This is a genomic window from Variovorax sp. KK3, assembly GCF_001984055.1.
Taxonomy (GTDB): domain Bacteria; phylum Pseudomonadota; class Gammaproteobacteria; order Burkholderiales; family Burkholderiaceae_C; genus Variovorax.
The window spans coordinates 44,990-61,820 of record NZ_LYVO01000038.1 but is presented as its reverse complement, the minus strand read 5'-3'; the positions used below and the strand labels follow the sequence as shown (position 1 = coordinate 61,820).

16 protein-coding genes are annotated in these 16,831 nt (G+C 69.3%); 4 read left to right on the top strand and 12 right to left on the bottom strand.

Going from position 1 to position 16,831, the window contains the following annotated elements:
* From B0W80_RS18920 to B0W80_RS18900, 5 genes are all read right to left on the bottom strand, one after another.
* A partial coding sequence (locus B0W80_RS18920; protein ID WP_143684689.1) for an Ig-like domain-containing protein occupies positions 1-1,740 on the bottom strand: 1,740 nt, incomplete at its 3' end.
* 455 nt (positions 1,741-2,195) lie between these two features.
* Positions 2,196-3,059 (bottom strand): class I SAM-dependent methyltransferase, encoded by an 864-nt coding sequence (locus B0W80_RS18915; protein WP_077000696.1) that lies wholly within the window; start codon positions 3,057-3,059, stop codon positions 2,196-2,198.
* Positions 3,056-4,132 carry a glycosyltransferase family 4 protein gene (locus tag B0W80_RS18910; RefSeq protein ID WP_077000695.1) on the bottom strand — a complete coding sequence of 359 codons (1,077 nt, stop codon included), beginning with the start codon at positions 4,130-4,132 and terminating at the stop codon, positions 3,056-3,058. The genes B0W80_RS18915 and B0W80_RS18910 overlap by 4 nt, the downstream gene beginning before the upstream one ends.
* Positions 4,129-4,527: a 6-carboxytetrahydropterin synthase gene (locus tag B0W80_RS18905; RefSeq protein ID WP_077000694.1), complete on the bottom strand. Its 399-nt coding sequence runs from the start codon at positions 4,525-4,527 to the stop codon at positions 4,129-4,131. Before B0W80_RS18905 ends, B0W80_RS18910 begins: the two co-directional genes overlap by 4 nt.
* Positions 4,528-4,547: 20 nt before the next feature.
* Positions 4,548-5,546 carry a zinc-binding alcohol dehydrogenase gene (locus B0W80_RS18900; RefSeq protein WP_077000693.1) on the bottom strand — a complete coding sequence of 333 codons (999 nt, stop codon included), beginning with the start codon at positions 5,544-5,546 and terminating at the stop codon, positions 4,548-4,550.
* A gap of 124 nt (positions 5,547-5,670) precedes the next feature.
* Between B0W80_RS18900 and B0W80_RS18895 the strand changes: the two genes are divergently transcribed.
* The 4 genes from B0W80_RS18895 to B0W80_RS18880 all read left to right on the top strand — a co-directional run bounded on the left by B0W80_RS18895 (position 5,671) and on the right by B0W80_RS18880 (position 8,993).
* Positions 5,671-6,456 carry a CDP-alcohol phosphatidyltransferase family protein gene (locus tag B0W80_RS18895; protein ID WP_083745495.1) on the top strand — a complete coding sequence of 262 codons (786 nt, stop codon included), beginning with the start codon at positions 5,671-5,673 and terminating at the stop codon, positions 6,454-6,456.
* Positions 6,453-7,037: a YceI family protein gene (locus B0W80_RS18890; protein WP_077000692.1), complete on the top strand. Its 585-nt coding sequence runs from the start codon at positions 6,453-6,455 to the stop codon at positions 7,035-7,037. The genes B0W80_RS18895 and B0W80_RS18890 overlap by 4 nt, the downstream gene beginning before the upstream one ends.
* Positions 7,034-8,701: a sulfatase-like hydrolase/transferase gene (locus B0W80_RS18885; RefSeq protein WP_077000691.1), complete on the top strand. Its 1,668-nt coding sequence runs from the start codon at positions 7,034-7,036 to the stop codon at positions 8,699-8,701. The genes B0W80_RS18890 and B0W80_RS18885 overlap by 4 nt, the downstream gene beginning before the upstream one ends.
* A 73-nt stretch (positions 8,702-8,774) precedes the next feature.
* Complete coding sequence (locus B0W80_RS18880) at positions 8,775-8,993, top strand: hypothetical protein (protein ID WP_077000690.1); 219 nt, start codon at positions 8,775-8,777, stop codon at positions 8,991-8,993.
* 60 nt (positions 8,994-9,053) lie between these two features.
* Here the strand turns inward: B0W80_RS18880 and B0W80_RS18875 are convergent, their stop codons facing one another.
* From B0W80_RS18875 to B0W80_RS18845, 7 genes are read right to left on the bottom strand one after another with little or no spacing between them, the layout of a single operon-like run.
* Positions 9,054-10,064 (bottom strand): XdhC family protein, encoded by a 1,011-nt coding sequence (locus B0W80_RS18875; protein WP_077000703.1) that lies wholly within the window; start codon positions 10,062-10,064, stop codon positions 9,054-9,056.
* 56 nt (positions 10,065-10,120) lie between these two features.
* Complete coding sequence (locus tag B0W80_RS18870; RefSeq protein WP_077000689.1) at positions 10,121-10,726, bottom strand: CoxG family protein; 606 nt, start codon at positions 10,724-10,726, stop codon at positions 10,121-10,123.
* A 35-nt stretch (positions 10,727-10,761) separates the two neighbouring features.
* On the bottom strand, positions 10,762-11,910 hold the full coding sequence (locus B0W80_RS18865) for a VWA domain-containing protein (RefSeq protein ID WP_077000702.1): 1,149 nt from the start codon (positions 11,908-11,910) through the stop codon (positions 10,762-10,764).
* A 47-nt stretch (positions 11,911-11,957) separates the two neighbouring features.
* Positions 11,958-12,887 carry a MoxR family ATPase gene (locus B0W80_RS18860; protein WP_077000688.1) on the bottom strand — a complete coding sequence of 310 codons (930 nt, stop codon included), beginning with the start codon at positions 12,885-12,887 and terminating at the stop codon, positions 11,958-11,960.
* A 10-nt stretch (positions 12,888-12,897) separates the two neighbouring features.
* Positions 12,898-13,698: a xanthine dehydrogenase family protein subunit M gene (locus B0W80_RS18855; RefSeq protein WP_077000687.1), complete on the bottom strand. Its 801-nt coding sequence runs from the start codon at positions 13,696-13,698 to the stop codon at positions 12,898-12,900.
* A 16-nt stretch (positions 13,699-13,714) separates the two neighbouring features.
* Positions 13,715-16,159, bottom strand: coding sequence for a xanthine dehydrogenase family protein molybdopterin-binding subunit (locus tag B0W80_RS18850; RefSeq protein WP_077000686.1), 2,445 nt, complete (start codon positions 16,157-16,159; stop codon positions 13,715-13,717).
* A gap of 11 nt (positions 16,160-16,170) precedes the next feature.
* Positions 16,171-16,665, bottom strand: coding sequence for a (2Fe-2S)-binding protein (locus tag B0W80_RS18845; protein ID WP_077000685.1), 495 nt, complete (start codon positions 16,663-16,665; stop codon positions 16,171-16,173).
* Positions 16,666-16,831 lie beyond the last annotated feature (166 nt).

Here is a 16,831-nt window from a genome sequence, read left to right as displayed (position 1 = left end):
GAACTCGACGAACCCACCCGCCTCGCTGACCGCCGGCGGACTGTCGATCGACAACCGAGGCAACGCATCCACACCAACCCTCACAGTCGCCGTCGACACATCCCCATCCGTGTCGGTCAACGTGTAGCTGAACGAGTCCGCACCGCTGAAACCGGCCCTCGGGGTATAGGTAAAGATGCCGTCCGCATTCACCACCACATTGCCGTTGGCCGCGCCCGTATGCAGCGCATAGGTGTTGCCGCCGTCGGCACTGGGCGTGTCGTTGCCCACCAACGTATTCGTCAACACGGCGTCCTCGAGCATCGAGAACGTGTCGTCGACGGCCACCGGCATGGCATTGGGGCGAACGACCGAAATGTTGACGGTCGCGCTCGACACGTCGCCGTCGGCGTCGGTCAGCGTGTAGGTGAACGAGTCCGCTCCGTTGTAGTTGGCGTTCGGCGTGTAGTCGAAAGTGCCGTCGGCATTGAAGACGAGGGTGCCGTTCGCGGGACCGGCGCCGAGCGCGAAGACGTTGCCGCCGTCGCCCGACAAGATGTCGTTGTCGCCCACAGTGCCGCTGACAAGCATGCCTTGAGGGGTTTCGAAGCTGTCGCTGACAGCAACCGGCAGGTCATCGACCGATACGACATCGATCGCCACGTGTGCGGTGTCGCTTCCGCCGTGCCCATCGCTGATGGTGTAGTCGAACTCGACCGGGCCATGGTAGTTGGCTGCCGGATTGAAGGTGACGGTGCGGTCGGCATTGAGGGTCAGGGTGCCGACGACATGGCCGGCTCCGTCGGCTACCGACACCGGGGCGCCGGCGGAGACCGGGCTGCCGTTGATGGCGACGATGGTCAGCACATCGCCATCGATGTCACGGTCGTTGCCCAGCAGGTCGAGGGTGAGGGGGGTGTCTTCCGCCACCGTCGCGCGGTCGTCGGTTGCCACGGGCGGGTCGTTGACCGGAATCACCGCGATGGTGATGACCGAGTTTCCTTGCTTGCCGTCGCTGCCGACGGCGGTGTAGGGCACCGTGATGACGCCGGTGAAGTCGTGGATCGGCGTGAAGCTCAGCGTGCCGTCCGCATTCATGCTCAGGGTGCCTTGCGGCAAGACCAACGGGCGGTCCGTGGAGATGACTTGGCCGGCCACGGTCTGGACGACGACGCTGCCCGACGAAAAGTTGTCGTTGGTGCGCGGGTCGAAGGTGGCCGACGTGTCTTCCAGCAGCGCCACCGTGTCGGGATTCGCCCTGTCGATGGGCTCGATCAGCGAGACTTCGGCAGATGGCCGTGAGACGGGTGAAGCCAGCTCCGCCAGCCCAGCGCCCGCCTTCGTGACCTCGGAGATGCGTTCTACACGGATGCCGGGCAGCAGCGTGTCGTCGCTGAGCGGTGCCTCGACGACAGGCGACTTCTTGGCCGGCTCGGGCTCGTTCGGCTTAGCGACCACCTGGGGCAGCGGATCGGCGAAGCGCCGCGAGCCTTCGATCTGCACGATGCCGTTCTGGCTCGTGAGAACGACGTCGCCCTTGTTGATGACGTCACCGACCTTGAGCTGCCGCTCCTGGCCATCCGGCCCGCGCAGCACTGCCTCGCCCCAGATGCCCGCCACCTTGCCGGACAGTTGCCGAACCGGCACATAGCCGGCGTTGAGTGACGACTCGGACGCTGAACCTCCACCGCCTGAGGTCATGACGATCTTCTTTTGTTGGGTGGCGCCGGCAGGGTTGGCAGATGACTTCGACGAAGGCATGAAGATGGCTCGTGGTTGGTGAAGAGTGGTACGCGGAAAAACGAAAAAGCCGGCTTAACTACCGGCGTCGCTCAGGAGTAGCTGGGTCGACTCGCTCCCCGAGGCGGGGGCATGTAGGTCCGATACCAAGGGGGTGCCGATGCCATCCGCACCACAGACACTCAGCAGCAACGACAGGAACAATGTCGAGACGACGAGATAGGTGATTTGCTTGAACATGGAGCGACCCCTTTTGGAACGAAGTACAGCCTTCGCAGCGGGGCCGATTGTTATGAGCCGGGGTCGGTCGCCTGAGGGATCGCGACAAAAGGTAAGAATCTGCCGGCATAGGCCTTGCCGAGCGTGATCAATGCAACGGATTGCGCGGCCCGCGATTGCATTGGCCGCATTTGGAATGCGTCGCGCCGACGGCACCGTGATCGGGCCGACTGCGGCACGAGCGGTGCAGCCTCAGATCAAGGCACTGCCAGAAGATCCAGGTGACCCACGCACAGGCGGCTTTGCGGCGACGCCGAACGCTGCGCACGCCAGGCGTCGACCACGGGCGCCGCGCCCGGCATTTGCTCGAGCGCTGCGGAAGCAATGCCCTGAATCATCGACGCCAGCATGGGGCCGCTGTCGATATGCCAATCACTGCGGGCCTGCGCCACACCGTAGCCCATGGCTTCGAGCAGGGCGGCGGCCGTGGAGGACGACTCACCGCCCAGCGCCGGACCGAAGCCCTTGTCGCGCCGCTGATGTGCGGCGAACAGCGCGTGCACCTCGGCGTCGTGTTCGAGCGCCGGATACCAATCCAGGCGCCCGTCGACGTCGAGCGCGAAGAACACGGCGGCGTTCGCTCGACGCACGCGCTCGAACAAGTCCCGGAGCCACGGTGCGGACACCAAGTCCAGCAGCGCGGCAGCCGTGACGAGCTGCGCGGCAACCAAAGACACGGTGTCGAGCGCACCGACGAGATCGGCCTGAAGCCAGCGGATCTCGGCGTCCCAGCCCGCACCTTCGACATGCAGTTGCGCATCGCCGGCGCGCAGCACCAACCCCTGCGCACGCGCCCAGCCGCCGATCACACGGGGCAGCGCCGCCAGGAGCTTCGGATCATGGTCGACGAGCAGCCAGCGCTGCGACCCACCCAGCCGCGGCGCGAGCGCGCGCAAGTTGGCGCCGGTGCCGCAGCCCAGGTCCACGACGCTCAAGGCCTTCGCACCGCCGCGCATGCGATCGGCCATGCCGCGCAGGTCGAACGCCGCAGCCGACTCGGCGCGGGCCGCGATGTCGAAGGGCTCGCGCAGGGCCAGCCAATCGGCGCTGAAGCCGCTCATGGTCTACCCGGCTGCCCCGCGAACGCGCCAAGCGCGGCAGCAAAGCGCGCACTGCGGGTCGCCCAGGTCGGCAGATTCATTCGCGCCACGCGCGCGCCCGCACTCAGTCGCGCGCGCCACTTGCCGTCGTCCATCAATTGCTGCAGTGCGGCGCGCAGCTCATCCAGGCTGCCGGGCGCGACGAGCATGCCGGCGTCCGCGGGCACCGTGTCCGGTATCGCCCCGGCACGCGTGCTGATCACCGGCAGGCCATGCGCCAGCGCCTCGGCCAATGCCATGCCGTAGCCTTCGTGGAAGGAGGGCAGAACGAAGGCATCGGCCGTGGCATACAGCGCACGAAGGCCCGCCTCGTCCTGCTCGCCATGCAGCACCACGCGCTGCTGCAGGCCATGCCGATCGATGGCCTGCACGAGGGCCGCCGCGCAAGCTTCGTCCATGGTCAAGCTGCCGGCGCAATGCAGCACCCAGGGCCGGTCCTTCAAGCCCGCCAGCGCTTCGGCCAGCAGCAGGTGCCCCTTGCGCGGCGTGACGGTCGCCACGCAGAGCAGCGAAAGCGCCTCGCCGCCGGACCCGACCGACAACGGCGCAGGCTCGGTGCCCGGCTCGACCACCGCGACGCGCTGCGGCTCGACGCCGAAGTCCGCAAGCGCACTTCCCGTGGAGGGACTCGTCACGATCACACCGCGCGCCAGCGCCAGCGCCGCGCGCTCGCTGTCGAACAACGCGCGCTGCCGTTCCGCATCGAGCCCCGTTTCCAGCGACAGCGGATGGTGAACCAGCGCGATCCAGCAGAGCCGCCGGGCATGCTGCCGCACCAGCTCCGGCAGCACGCCGAACGCCAGCCCGTCGACGACCGCGAGCGCACCGTCGGGCAGCCCTTCGATCACACGCGCGGCCTGCGCTTGCGCGGCCGCCCCGGGCGACGGAAATCCGTCCCCCAGCCCCTGCACGTCCACCGCCCAGCCCAGCGCACGCAAGCCGGCGATGATCCGCCGATCGTAGGCATAGCCACCCGTGCGCGTGCCCAGATCACCCGGCACCAGGAAGCTGCAGCGTGGGGGTGCGTCCGTCAAAGCGCGCCTTCGTAGGCGGCCCAGGCCACGTGCGATTCATTGAGCCGCACGCGCAGGCCCGACAGCCCGCTCGCATGCGGCCCCAGTTCGCCGGCCGCGATGCGCGCCGCGACCCGGTCGAAGACCACGCGTGCCATGAACTCTGTGGTGGTGTTGCGGCCCGCGAAGGCGGGGTCGTCGTCGAGATTGCGCAGGTTGAACTCGGCCAGCACCTGCTTGAGCACGTCGGTGGCCAGCGCGATGTCGACCACCATGCCGTCGGCGTCGAGTTCGTCGCGACGGAACTCCAGGTCCACCACGTAGGTGGCGCCGTGCAGGCGTTGCGCCGGGCCGAAAGCCTCGCCGCGGAAGCTGTGGGCAATCATGAAATGGTCGCGAACGTTGACGCTGTACATGGCGAGCTCCGAAAAATTTCTCAGGGATAGTCGATGCGATGGCACAAGGTGTGGGCCGAGCCTGCGGCCAGGCGCGCGAGCACGGCCGGCAGTTCGTTGAAGGGCGCGGTGTCGGTCAGCAGCACATCCAGCGCAGGATCGCACAACAGCGACAGCGCCAGCCCCATGCGGCGTCCATGGCTCCAGCGCGACCGCTGCGCCGTGGCCACCTGGCCCACCTGCGAGCTGCGCAGCGTGAGCCGGCGCGCGTGAAAGGCTTCGCCCAGCGGCACGGCGACGGCGCGGCGGCCGTACCAGCTCATTTCGAGCACGGTGGCCTCGAAGGCCGCGAGGCCCAGCGCGGTCGCCAGGCCCTCGGCGCTGCCGCTGGCGTGCACGACGAGGTCGGTATCGGGTGCAGCAGCCTCAGGCGTCGCGAACCCGACGCCGAGCCGTTCGGCAATCGATCGCCGTTCGGGATTCGTGTCGACCACCTGCACCGCACATCCCGGCATGCGCCCGGCCAGCCAGGCCACCAGCAAGCCCACCACGCCCGCGCCGACCACCGCGATGCGGTCGCCCAGCCGCGGCGAGGCATCCCACAGCGCGTTGACCGCCGTTTCCATGTTGGCCGCCAGCACCGCGCGCGCAGGCGGCAGTTCGTCGGGCAGCGGATGCACGGCCGTCGCCGGCACCACGTAATGGCTCTGGTGCGGATGCAGGCAGAAGACGGCGCGCCCGAGCAGTTGCGGCGGTCCTTGCTCCACCACGCCCACGCTCGCATAGCCGTACTTGACCGGCGCTGGAAACCCGCCTTCCTGGAAGGGCGCGCGCATGCGCTCGTGTTCGCTCTCGGGCACTTCGCCGCGAAACACCAGCAGTTCGGTGCCGCGGCTGATGCCGCTGTGCAGCGCACGCACGCGCACCTCGCCGGGCCCCGGCGCAGCGAGCGCCACCGGCCGCAGGCCGGCGCGACCCGGCGCTTCGACCCAGCAGGCCCGGGGGTCGCCCGAAGCGACGCGGGAATGATTTGCTGGCATGCTCTTCCTCGCAGGCCGTGATTGATCCATGCGCATGGCGCGTTCGTACACGGCTTGCAGTGGTTTGCCGATGGCTCGCCCGTCGCGGGCCTTTGGTGTTCGGCCACCGATCTTAATGAAGGCGATGCTCACGCGACCCTCCCCCGGTCATCCCGGTCACAAGCGCTCCGGCGCATGGCGGCTCGCCACGCTGCGGCGCGACGCATGGCGCGAGGCCCTGCCCTGCGTCGTGCTGCTCGCCGCGCTGGCCGCGGTGCTGGGCGCGCTCGACGCACTCGGGCCGTGGTTCCATTTGAAGTCGCTGCTGGCCTTTTCCGCGGGCTTCGCGCTCGTGCTCGCCGGCCTGGCGGCGCATGCACCGAACCAGCGCTTCGGCCCGGCCAACCGCGTGACCCTGGCCCGCCTGGCCCTGATCAGCGTGCTCGCCGCAGCCGTGGGCGAAACCATGGACGACATCCTGGCCTGGAGCGTCGCCGTGGTGGCCGCCATCGCCGCATTGCTCGACGCGATCGACGGCCCGCTGGCGCGGCGCAGCGGCCAGTCCAGCGCCTTCGGTGCCCGCTTCGACATGGAAACCGACGCGATGCTCGTGCTGGTGCTGTCGCTGCTGGTGCTGCAGTTCGGCAAGGCCGGCGCGTGGGTGTTGGCCGCCGGCCTGATGCGATACCTCTTCGTGCTGGCCGCGCGGCCCTGGCCCTGGCTGGCGCGCGACCTGCCGCCCAGCACACGTCGCAAGACGGTGTGCGTGCAGCAGATCGTCGCCCTCATCCTCTGCCTGGCACCGGCCGTCGCGCCGCCGTGGAGCCAGGCCCTCGCAGCGGCCAGCCTGATCATGCTCGCCACCTCTTTCGCCATCGACACCGCCTGGCTCATGCAAAGGCGCCATCTTCCCCCGGAGACCATCAGATGAACGTCTTGCGCGCCCTGTTCGCCACCCTGCTGGTCCTGATGACGGCCACACCGCTGCGCGCCGAGCAGGCCCGCTACGAGCTCGACCCCGAGCACATCACGGTGGCGTTTCTCGTCGACCACATCGGCTATGCCAAGGTGCTGGGCATGTTCCGCGCGGCGCGGGGCAACTACAGCTTCGACGAAGCCACCGCCACGCTGGGCGCGCTGCGCATCGAGGTCGACACGCAAAGCGTGTTCAGCAACTTCGCCAGCCGCGACCGGCACCTGAAGAGCGCGGACTTCCTCAACAGCTCCGAGTTTCCGCGCATGGTGTTCACCGCGAACGGCGCCAAGCGCACTGCCGACCGCACGTTCGAGATCGTGGGCCAGCTCGAGCTGCTGGGCCGTTCGCAGCCCCTTACGCTCACCGCGACCTGGAACAAGAGCGGCGCCTCGCCCATCGACAAGACCTACACCATGGGCGTGTCCGCGCGAGGCAGCTTCAAGCGCAGCGCCTACGGCATGAACTACGCGGTCGCCAACGGCTGGGTCGGCGACGACGTGGAACTCATCATCGAGTTCGAAGCCAAGCGCAAATGACCAACACCAGCGCCTGGCCCGCATGGACGCTGCGCTTCGCGCTGCCGTTCGTGGTGCTGAACGCGCTGCTGACGATGGAAAACCATGGCCCCGGGCTATGGCCCCGGCCCGCCCTGCGGCTGTCTTTCGAACTGGCGATGGCGCTGCTCGCGCTCACCGCCTGGATCGCCTGGCGCGGCCGGGCCGGCGAGCGCACGCTGCGCCTGCTGGCCGCCGTCAGCAGCGCCTGGATCGTGGTGCGCTATCTCGACGTGACGGTGTCGGCCGTGTTCGGCCGGCAGATCAACCTGTACTGGGACGGCCGCCATGCGCTGGAGGTCGTGCGAATGGGCGACCTCGCCGGGTGGCAGCTCGCGCTCGGCGCCATGGCGCTGCTGGCCGTCCCCTGGCTGCTGTACCGGCTCACTCTCGTCTGCTGGCGCCGCATCGCGCAGGCGCTCGCTTCGCCGCCGCGGCGCCCAGCGATCCGACCGGCGATCGGGCTGGCCGGCCTGCTGCTCGCCGCCAGCTTCGCGGCGCATGGCATCGGCGGGCGCGACACGCGCTGGTTCTTCTCGATGCCGGTGGCACCGATCCTCGCGCACCAGGCCGAGGTGCTGGCCGGCCAGCTGATGCCGGGGCGCGCGGAGGCGCAGCTGTCGCCCAGCCCCGAATTCGCCAACGTCGGGCTCGCGGGCCTGCACAACGCCGACGTGCTGCTGCTGTTCGCCGAGTCCTACGGCGTCACCACGCTCGACAACCCACGGCAGGCCGAGGCCCTGGCACCCGCCCGCGCGCGTTTCGCGCAAGCGCTGGCCGCCGGCGGCCTGCAGGTGGTGTCGGCCCGCGTCCGCTCGCCCACCTTCGGCGGCGCCTCCTGGCTGGCGCACGCGGCATTGCTGAGCGGTGTCGACACGCACGACCCCGGCGCCTACGAGCTGCTCCTGGCCACCGACCGGCCGACGCTGGTGCGCCACTTCCAGACCCACGGCTGGCGCACCGTGAGCTGGATGCCAGGCCTGCACCGTCCCTGGCCCGAGGGCAGCTTCTACGGCTTCGACCGCTACGTGGACGCCGACCGCACGGGCTACCGAGGCGCCGCTTTCGGCTACTGGCGCGTGCCCGACCAGGCCTCGATGGCGCTGCTGCACGCGCAGGAGCTGGCGCAGCCGCCCGGCACGCGCGCGCCGCGCTTCATCGTCTTTCCGACGCTGGCGAGCCACGCGCCCTTCCGCCCGCTGCCGCCCTACCTGGCCGATTGGGACCGTCTGCTCGGCCCCGATGCCTACTCGCCTGACGAACTCGCGACGGCACAGGCCAAGCCCGCCGGCTGGCAGGAAGTCGTTCCGGCCTACCTCGAGTCCCTTGGCTACACCTTCGATTGGCTGGGCGACTACCTGGGCCGCCGCGCGCCCCGAACGCTGCTGACCATCGTGATCGGCGACCATCAACCGCTGGCCGGCGTGAGCGGCACGGGCGCCTCGTGGGACGTGCCGGTGCACGTCATCAGCGCCGATGCCGCGCTGCTCGGCCGCTTCGAAGCGCACGGCTTCGCGCGAGGCCTGATGCCGCCGCCGGGGCAAGCGCAGGCGCAGGCACCGACCCTGGACATGCACGCGCTGACGCCGCTCCTGGCCCAACTGCTCGACGCACCTCCGCCCGCGCCGGCCGGCACGGCCGAATGAGTTCCAAGGTCGGGCGCCGGTTTCGCGAACTAGTTCACGGGCACTTCACGCTGCGTCTGCTAACTTGCGGGGCATGCGCGCCTTACTTCTTCTTGCCAGCATCGCCGTCCCCGCCGCCGCCTGGTGGCTGGGTTCCTACACCGGACTCCTGATCGCCACCGGCGCATGCCTCACCGCAGCGGCCGGCACCTTCATCCTGTCGCGGGCTCGCGAAGAGGCCCGCGAATCGAAGGACATGCAGCGCGCCTTCGGGCGAAGCACCACCTTCCTGGCCGGGCTGCGCAAACGCTGAGGGGCGCCACGCCGAAGGGCGCAAGCGCCGGGGCCTTGCCCATGTGCCCGGTTCGCCGGCTCAGCTTGCGACAGCCGCCTTGGCCACGGCCACTTCCATTTCGCGCGGCAGCGTCACGCCGTTCTTCACCGCCAGGATTTCCGCCATCACGCTGACCGCGATCTCGGGTGGGGTCTTGCTTCCCACGTAGATGCCGATCGGCCCGCGCAGCCGCGCCAGCGATTCGTCGGTCTGGTCGAAGTGCTCGATCATGCGGTCGCGCCGCGCCAGCGCATTGCGCCGCGAGCCGATCGCACCGACGTAGAAGGCCTCGCTGTCCAGCGCCTCGAGCAGGGCCAGGTCGTCGAGCTTGGGGTCGTGCGTCAGCGCGACCACGCAGCTGCGGCGGTCGGGCTTGAAGGCCTGCACGGCGTCGTCGGGCATCTCGGTGCTGATGGTCACGCCGGGCGTGGTCCAGGCGGTGCGGTATTCGGCGCGCGGGTCGCACAGCGTCACCGCGAAGCCGCTGAACTTGGCCATGGTCGACAGGTACTCGGCCAGCTGGCCCGCGCCGATCAGCAGCATGCGGTATTCGGGGCCGAAGGTGTTGACCAGCGTGTGGTCGTCCACCGTGAGCTCGGCCGGTGCGGCGGCCTCGGCCAGTTGCACCGCGCCGTCGGCCAGGTTCACCGTGCGGCGCATCAGCCGGCCCTGCTCCAGCTGCTCCACCAGCGCGGCGAGCGACGCGGCATCGGGGTCGAACTCGAGCAGCAGTTCCAGCGTGCCGCCGCAGGGCAGCCCGAAGCGGTGCGCCTCGTCGGCGGTGATGCCGTACTTGATCAGCGTGGGCGGGCCCGAGGGCATGCCGTTCGGCGCGCCGTGGGCGCGACTGTGGCGCGCGATCAGGTCGTCCTCGATACAGCCGCCCGACACCGAGCCGACCACGGCGCCGTCTTCGGCCAAGGCCATGATCGATCCGACCGGCCGCGGCGACGAGCCCCAGGTCCGCACCACCGTCGTGAGCAGCGCGCGCTGCCCCGCCAGACGCCAGTCGCGCAGCGTGCGCAGCACCATCACGTCGAGGTTTTCCATCGTCTCGCCTACCGTCTCGCTCGTCTTCTCGATTGCTGTGTCGATCGACTTGCCGCTCATTCGGCCGGCTTGTCGCCGGCGCCGTCTTCGGGCTTGTCGTCCTTCTTGCCGAAACCCATCTTGCGCATCAGCCCGGCCATGGCGCCCGGCTTTTCCGCAGGCTCTTCGGCAGTTGCGCCTTCGGTGGCTGCGGCCGGCGGCGGGCCGTAGCGCGCCTGCATCTCGGCCTCGAAGCGCTTGAAGAAGTCGTCGGCGGTCGACTTGGCGGCGCCGTCGATCAGCCGCTGCCCCAGCTGGGCGATCTTGCCGCCCACCTGGGCCTGCACGGTGTAGTCGAGGTCGCAGGCCGCGCCCTCGCTGTCGGCCACCGGCTTGAGCGTGACGCTCGACGAGCCCTTGGCGAAGCCGGCCACACCGCCCTGCCCCTCGAAAGACAGCCGGTAGCTGTCGGGCGGCGTGATGTCGGCCAGCGCCACCTTGCCGTTGAACTTGGCCGACACCGGGCCGATCTTGACCGCCAGCGCCACGGTGTACTGGTTGTCGCCGGCCGGCTCGAACTTGTCGCAGCCGGGAATGCATTTCTTGAGCGTCTCGGGATCGTTGAGCGCTTCCCAGGCCTGCTGCTGCGTGATGCCGAGCCGGCGGTTGCCGAGCATTTCCATGGTGGTGTCCTTCTTGGTTCTCTGGGTTCGTCGGATCAGCGTCCGCGGCGCATCAGCGCGGCCAGGCTCGATGCCAATTCTTCGAGTGCGCTGAGATTGTGGACCGCGAGCATCGCGTCCGCATGCCGGTGCAGCACGGCGGCCCCGCGCGCGAGCGGGGCATAGCCTTCATAGCGCATCAGCGGGTTGAGCCACAGCACGCGCCGCGCATGGCGCTTGAGCCACAGCAGTTCGTGCTCCAGCACTTCGGGCTCGCCGGTGTCCAGCCCGTCGCTGATCACCAGCACCAGCGTGCGGCGGCCGCTCAGGCGGCGGGCATGCTGCCGGCGCAATTCGGTCAGCGAGCCGCCCAGCCGCGTGCCGCCGGCGAAGTCGGCGATCGCCACGCCGGCCGCGGCCAGCATGGCGTCGGTGTCGGCGATGCGGAAGGCCGGCGTGAGGTCGGTCAACTGGGTGCCGAAGGCGAACACGTCGCGCCGGCCGGCCCGCCGCGTGGCCGCATGCAAGAAGGCCAGCAACAAACGCGCGTAGCGTTCCATGGAGCCCGAGACGTCGACCAGCACCAGCAAGGGCAAGGGCTGCTTGCGCCGGGCCAGCCGCGGCAGCCGCATGATCTCGCCGCCGGTGCGGGCCGCCTCGTGCCACACGCCCGGCCAGTTCATGCGCGAATGCGCGCCGGCATTGCCGGCCGCATGCAGACGGCGCGCGGCCACGGTGGGCACCGGCAGCGCGACGTCGCGCGCCAGGCGCTCGACCAGCCGGTATTCGGCCGCGCCCAACGCGTTGAAGTCGGCGTGGTGCAGGCGCTGGCGGTCGCTGGCCGTCATCGCGGCATCGAACTCCACCTCGCGCTCGTTCTGCGGCGCCTGCATGGGCGCGCGCGGCGCGGCCAGGGCTTCGCGCACGCGCGGGCGGCGCTTCACGGGCTCGGCCTGGCCTTCGGCGCTGGGCAGCATCTGGGCCAGCAGTTTGTTGGCCAGCTCGGGGTCGCGGAACCAGGCGTCGAAAAGCTCGCGAAAGACGCCACGGTCCTGCTCGCGGCTGATCATCACGGCCTCCATCGCGGCCGACAGGTCGAGACGGCTTTCCACGCCGACCAGCGTGGCCGCCTCGGCCGCCAACGCGATGCGGGCCGAATCCGTTCGCACGCCGGCACGCCGCAATGCACGGCCGAAGCCGGCCATGTTGTCGGCCAGCTTGCCGCGTCGCGCGTCGCCCAGTTGCTGGACGCTCACCGCGTGCCCTCCTCCTCGGGCCGGAGCAGTTCGGCGGCGAGTTCGTGCGTGAGCGCGGCCACGTCGTCGCGCTGCTTGAAGAGGATGCCGGCGGTGTCGACCACGATCTCGGGGTCGAGTTCCAGCGTGTCCAGCGCGATCAGCGCACGGGCCCATTCCACGCTCTCGGCGATGCCGGGTGCGCGCTGGAAGGCGTCGGCGAATGGCGCGCTGCGCAGGCGCGCGACGAAGCTCGCGACCTGGTCCGACAGCGTCTGGCTCGCGCCCGGCACCTGGGCGCGCACGATGGCCAGTTCACGTTCGCGCTCGGGGTAGTCCAGCCAGTGGTAGAGGCAACGGCGCTTCACCGCGTCGTTGAGCTCGCGCGTGCGGTTGCTGGTCAGCAGCGTCACCGGCGGCACGATTGCGCGCACCGTGCCCAGCTCCGGAATGCTGACCTGGTACTCGCCCAGGTACTCGAGCAGGAAGGCCTCGAAAGGCTCGTCGGCGCGGTCGACCTCGTCGATCAGCAGCACCGCGCCGGGCGCCGGCGCCTGCAGGGCCTGCAGCAGCGGGCGGCGGATCAGGTAGTGCGGCTGGTAGACCTCGGCCTCGACGTCGCGCACCGCGCCATGGGCCTCGGCCGCACGCATGTGCAGCAGCTGCGCCGCGTAGTTCCACTCGTAGAGCGCCTCGCGCTGCTCGAGGCCGTCGTAGCACTGCAGGCGCAGCAGTTCGCGACGAAGCGCCTTGGACAGCGCCTTCGCCAGCTCGGTCTTGCCCACGCCCGGCTCGCCCTCCAGCAGCAGCGGGCGCTGCAGGCGCAGGGCGAGGAACACCGCCGTCGCCAGCCGCCGGTCGGCGAAGTAGCCGGCGCCTTGCAGCGCCTGCACGACCGCGTCGATGGTGGGGAACGGGGAGTTCGTTGCGGGCGTGGCGTCGGTCATCCGAGCGAGCTTAGCCCAAGGCCTTTCGCACCGCTCGCTGCGTCAGCACGCTGATCAGGTTGGCGCGGTAGGCGGCACTGGCATGCAGGTCGCTGTTCAGGTCGCCGGCGTCGATCTTCACGCCGGCCGCGGCCTCGGGCGTGAAGCTCTGGGTCAGCGCGTCTTCCAGGCCCTTGTGGCGGAACACGCCGTTGCCCGCGCCGGTGACGGCCACGCGCACGCCGCCGCCCTCACCGCTGCCCTGCGTCACGAAGATGCCGACCAGCGGGAAGTGCGACGCCTTCTGCCGCAGCTTCTCGTAGGCCGCCTTCTTCGGGATCGGAAAACGCACCGCGGTGATCAGTTCGCCGTCTTCCAATGCGGTAGTGAACAGTCCCTGGAAGAAGTCGTCGGCCGCGATCTCGCGCTTGTTGGTGACCACCGTGGCACCCGAGCCCAGCACCGCGCTCGGGTAGCAGGCCGAGGGATCGTTGTTGGCCAGCGAGCCACCGATGGTGCCCATGGCCCGCACCTGCCGGTCGCCGATGTGATCGGCCAGCCAGGCCAGCGCGGGAAAGGCGGACTTGATCTCCGCGTTGGCGCCCACGTCGAGGTGCCGGGTCATGGCACCGATCACGAAGGCATTGCCTTCCTTCTTGATGCCGGCGAGTTCCTTGATGCTGCCGAGGTCGACCAGCTGCTCCGGCGCTGCGAGCCGCAGCTTCATCGACGCGAGCAGGGTCTGGCCACCGGCCAGCGGCTTGCCGCCGGCCGCGGCCAGCTTGGCCGCGTCGGCCACGGAGGCAGGACGTTCGAGGGTGAATGCGTACATGTCGTGTTCCTCCTGTTCAGGCTGCCGGACGGCCCTGGGTGCTCGCGGTCAGCGCGGGCTCCTGCGGTTCTTGCGTCGCGCTGGTGCGGCCGTTGTGAATGGCTTCCCACACGCGGTGCGGCGACGCCGGCATGTCGAAGTCCTTGACGCCCAGCGGCGCCAGCGCGTCGAGCACCGCGTTGATCAGCGCAGGCGGCGAGCCGATGGCGCCGGCCTCGCCGCAGCCCTTGGTGCCCAAGGGGTTGTGCGTGCAGGGCGTGCAGGTGGTGTCGATCTTGAAGTTCGGGAAGTCGCCCGCGCGCGGCATGGCGTAGTCCATGAAGCTGCCGGTGAGCAGCTGGCCGCTTTCCTTGTCGTAGACGCAGTTCTCCATCAGCGCCTGGCCCAGGCCCTGCACGATGCCGCCGTGCACCTGGCCTTCGACGATCAGCGGGTTGATGATGGTGCCGAAGTCGTCCACCGCGGTGAAGCGGTCGATCTTGACCTCGCCCGTGTCCTTGTCGATCTCCACCTCGCAGATGTAGGTGCCGCCCGGAAAGGTGAAGTTGGTCGGGTCGTAGAAGGCCGTTTCGTTGAGCCCCGGCTCCAGCTTGTCGAGCGGGTAGTTGTGCGGCACGTAGGCCGTCAGCGCCACCTGGCCGAAGGGGATCTTCTTGTCGGTGCCCTTGACGGTGAATTCGCCGTTGGCGAACTCCACGTCGGCATCGCTGGCCTCCATCAGGTGGGCCGCGATCTTCTTGGCCTTGGTCTCGATCTTGTCGAGCGCCTTCATGATGGCCGCGCCGCCGACCGAGATCGAGCGCGAGCCGTAGGTGCCCATGCCGAAGGGCACGCGGCCGGTGTCGCCGTGCACCACGTCGACGTTGTCGACCGGGATGCCCAGGCGCGCCGCCACCACCTGCGCGAAAGTGGTCTCGTGGCCCTGGCCGTGGCTGTGTGAGCCGGTGAACACGGTGACGCTGCCGGTCGGATGCACGCGGATCTCGCCGCATTCGAACAAGCCCGCGCGCGCACCCAGCGCACCCGCGATGTTCGACGGCGCGATGCCGCAGGCCTCGATGTAGCTCGAATACCCGATGCCGCGCAGCTTGCCCGCGGCCTCGGTCGCCTTCTTGCGTTCGGCGAAGCCTGCCACCTCGGCCAGGTTTTTCGCCTTGTCCATCGAGGCGTGGAAGTCGCCCGTGTCGTACTGCAGCGCCACCGGCGTCTGGTAGGGGAACTCGGTGATGAAGTTGCGCTTGCGGATCTCGTCCTGTCCTTGGTTCATTTCCCAGGCGCAGCGCGACACCAGACGCTCGAGCAGGTACGTGGCCTCGGGCCGCCCTGCCCCGCGGTAGGCATCGACCGGCGCGGTGTTGGTGAACCAGGCATCGACCTCCACATAGATCTGCGGCGTGGTGTACTGGCCGGCCAGCAGCGTGGCGTAGAGGATGGTCGGCACCGCCGTCGAGAAGGTCGACAGGTAGGCGCCCAGGTTGGCGTCGGTGTGCACCCGCATGGCCAGGAACTTGCCGTCCTTGTCCATCGCCATCTCGGCATGGCTCACGTGGTCGCGGCCGTGCGCATCGGACAGGAAGCACTCCGAACGCTCGCCGGTCCACTTGATGCTGCGGTTGAGCTGCTTCGACGCCCAGGTGAGCGCCACGTCCTCGGCGTACAGGAAGATCTTGGAGCCGAAGCCGCCGCCCACGTCGGGCGCGATCACGCGCACCTTGTGTTCGGGCAGGCCCAGCACGAAAGCCGTCATGAGCAGGCGCTCGACGTGCGGGTTCTGGTTGGCGACGTAGAGCGTGTACTCGTCGGTGCCGCGGGCGTAGCTGCCGATGGCAACGCGCGGCTCCATCGGGTTGGGCACCAGGCGGTTGTTCACCAGGTCGAGCTTGGTCACGTGCGCGGCCTTGGCGAACACGGCATCGACCGCGGCCTTGTCGCCCAGCGCCCACTTGTAGCACTGGTTGTCGGGCGCGGCCTCGTGCAGCGTGACGCCGCCGGCCTTCTTCGCGGCATCGGCCACGTTCACGAGCGCGGGCAGTTCCTCGTACTCGACCACGATCGCCTCGGCGGCGTTCTTGGCCTGCTCCACGGTGTCGGCCACGACCATGGCGACGTGGTCGCCCACGTAGCGCACCTTGCCGATGGCGAGGATCGGGTGCGGCGGCTCCTTCATCGGGGAACCGTCGGGGTTGTTGATGAGCCAGCCGCAGGGCAGCCCGCCCATCTTGCCGTCGATGTCCTTGCCGCTGAAGATGCCGACCACGCCGGGCATCTTCTGCGCCGCCGCGATGTCGATCGACTTGATGTTCGCGTGCGCGTGGGGCGAACGCAGGAACACGGCGTGGCTCTGGTTGGCCAGGTTCACGTCGTCGGTGTACTGGCCCGCGCCGGTCAGGAATCGGTAGTCTTCCTTGCGCTTGAGAGCCTCGCCGATGTGCGGCAGCTTCGCGAAGTCGGGTGCACCCATGGCTCGTCTCCTCAGGCGGTGGCCGCGGCCTTGGCGGGCGCGGCCGACATGGCCTCGCCACCTTGGATGACGGCCTTGACGATGTTCTGGTAGCCGGTGCAGCGGCACAGGTTGCCGTCGAGCAGCTCGCGCACCTCGGCCTCGCTGGCCTTGGGGTGGTGGGTACACAGGTCGATGGCGCTCATCACCATGCCCGGCGTGCAGAAGCCGCATTGCAGGCCATGGCACTCCTTGAAGGCGGCCTGCATCGGGTGCATGGTGCCGTCGGCTTCGGCGATGCCCTCGATGGTGGTGATCTTGCGGCCGGCCATCTGCCCGACCAGCACGTTGCAGGACTTGACCGCGCGGCCGTCGACGTGGACCGTGCACGCACCGCACTGCGCGGTGTCGCAGCCGACGTGGGTACCGGTCAGGTGAAGGTGCTCGCGAATCGCGTGCACGAGAAAGGTGTTGGGCGGCGCGTCGACCGTGGCCTCGCGGCCGTTGACGGTGAAGGTAACCTGCATGTGGCTGTCTCCATGGATTGGTGATGGCTGAGCAAATCGAATGGTGGACGCCGCCCTGGGGCGGCATCCTAGGCAAAACCCTAGGCGCTTGCAGGCCGGTCTTGAAATTCTCAAAATGAAACATCACACCCGCTTGACGAACTCGAACGACGCGCCGCCCGGTGGT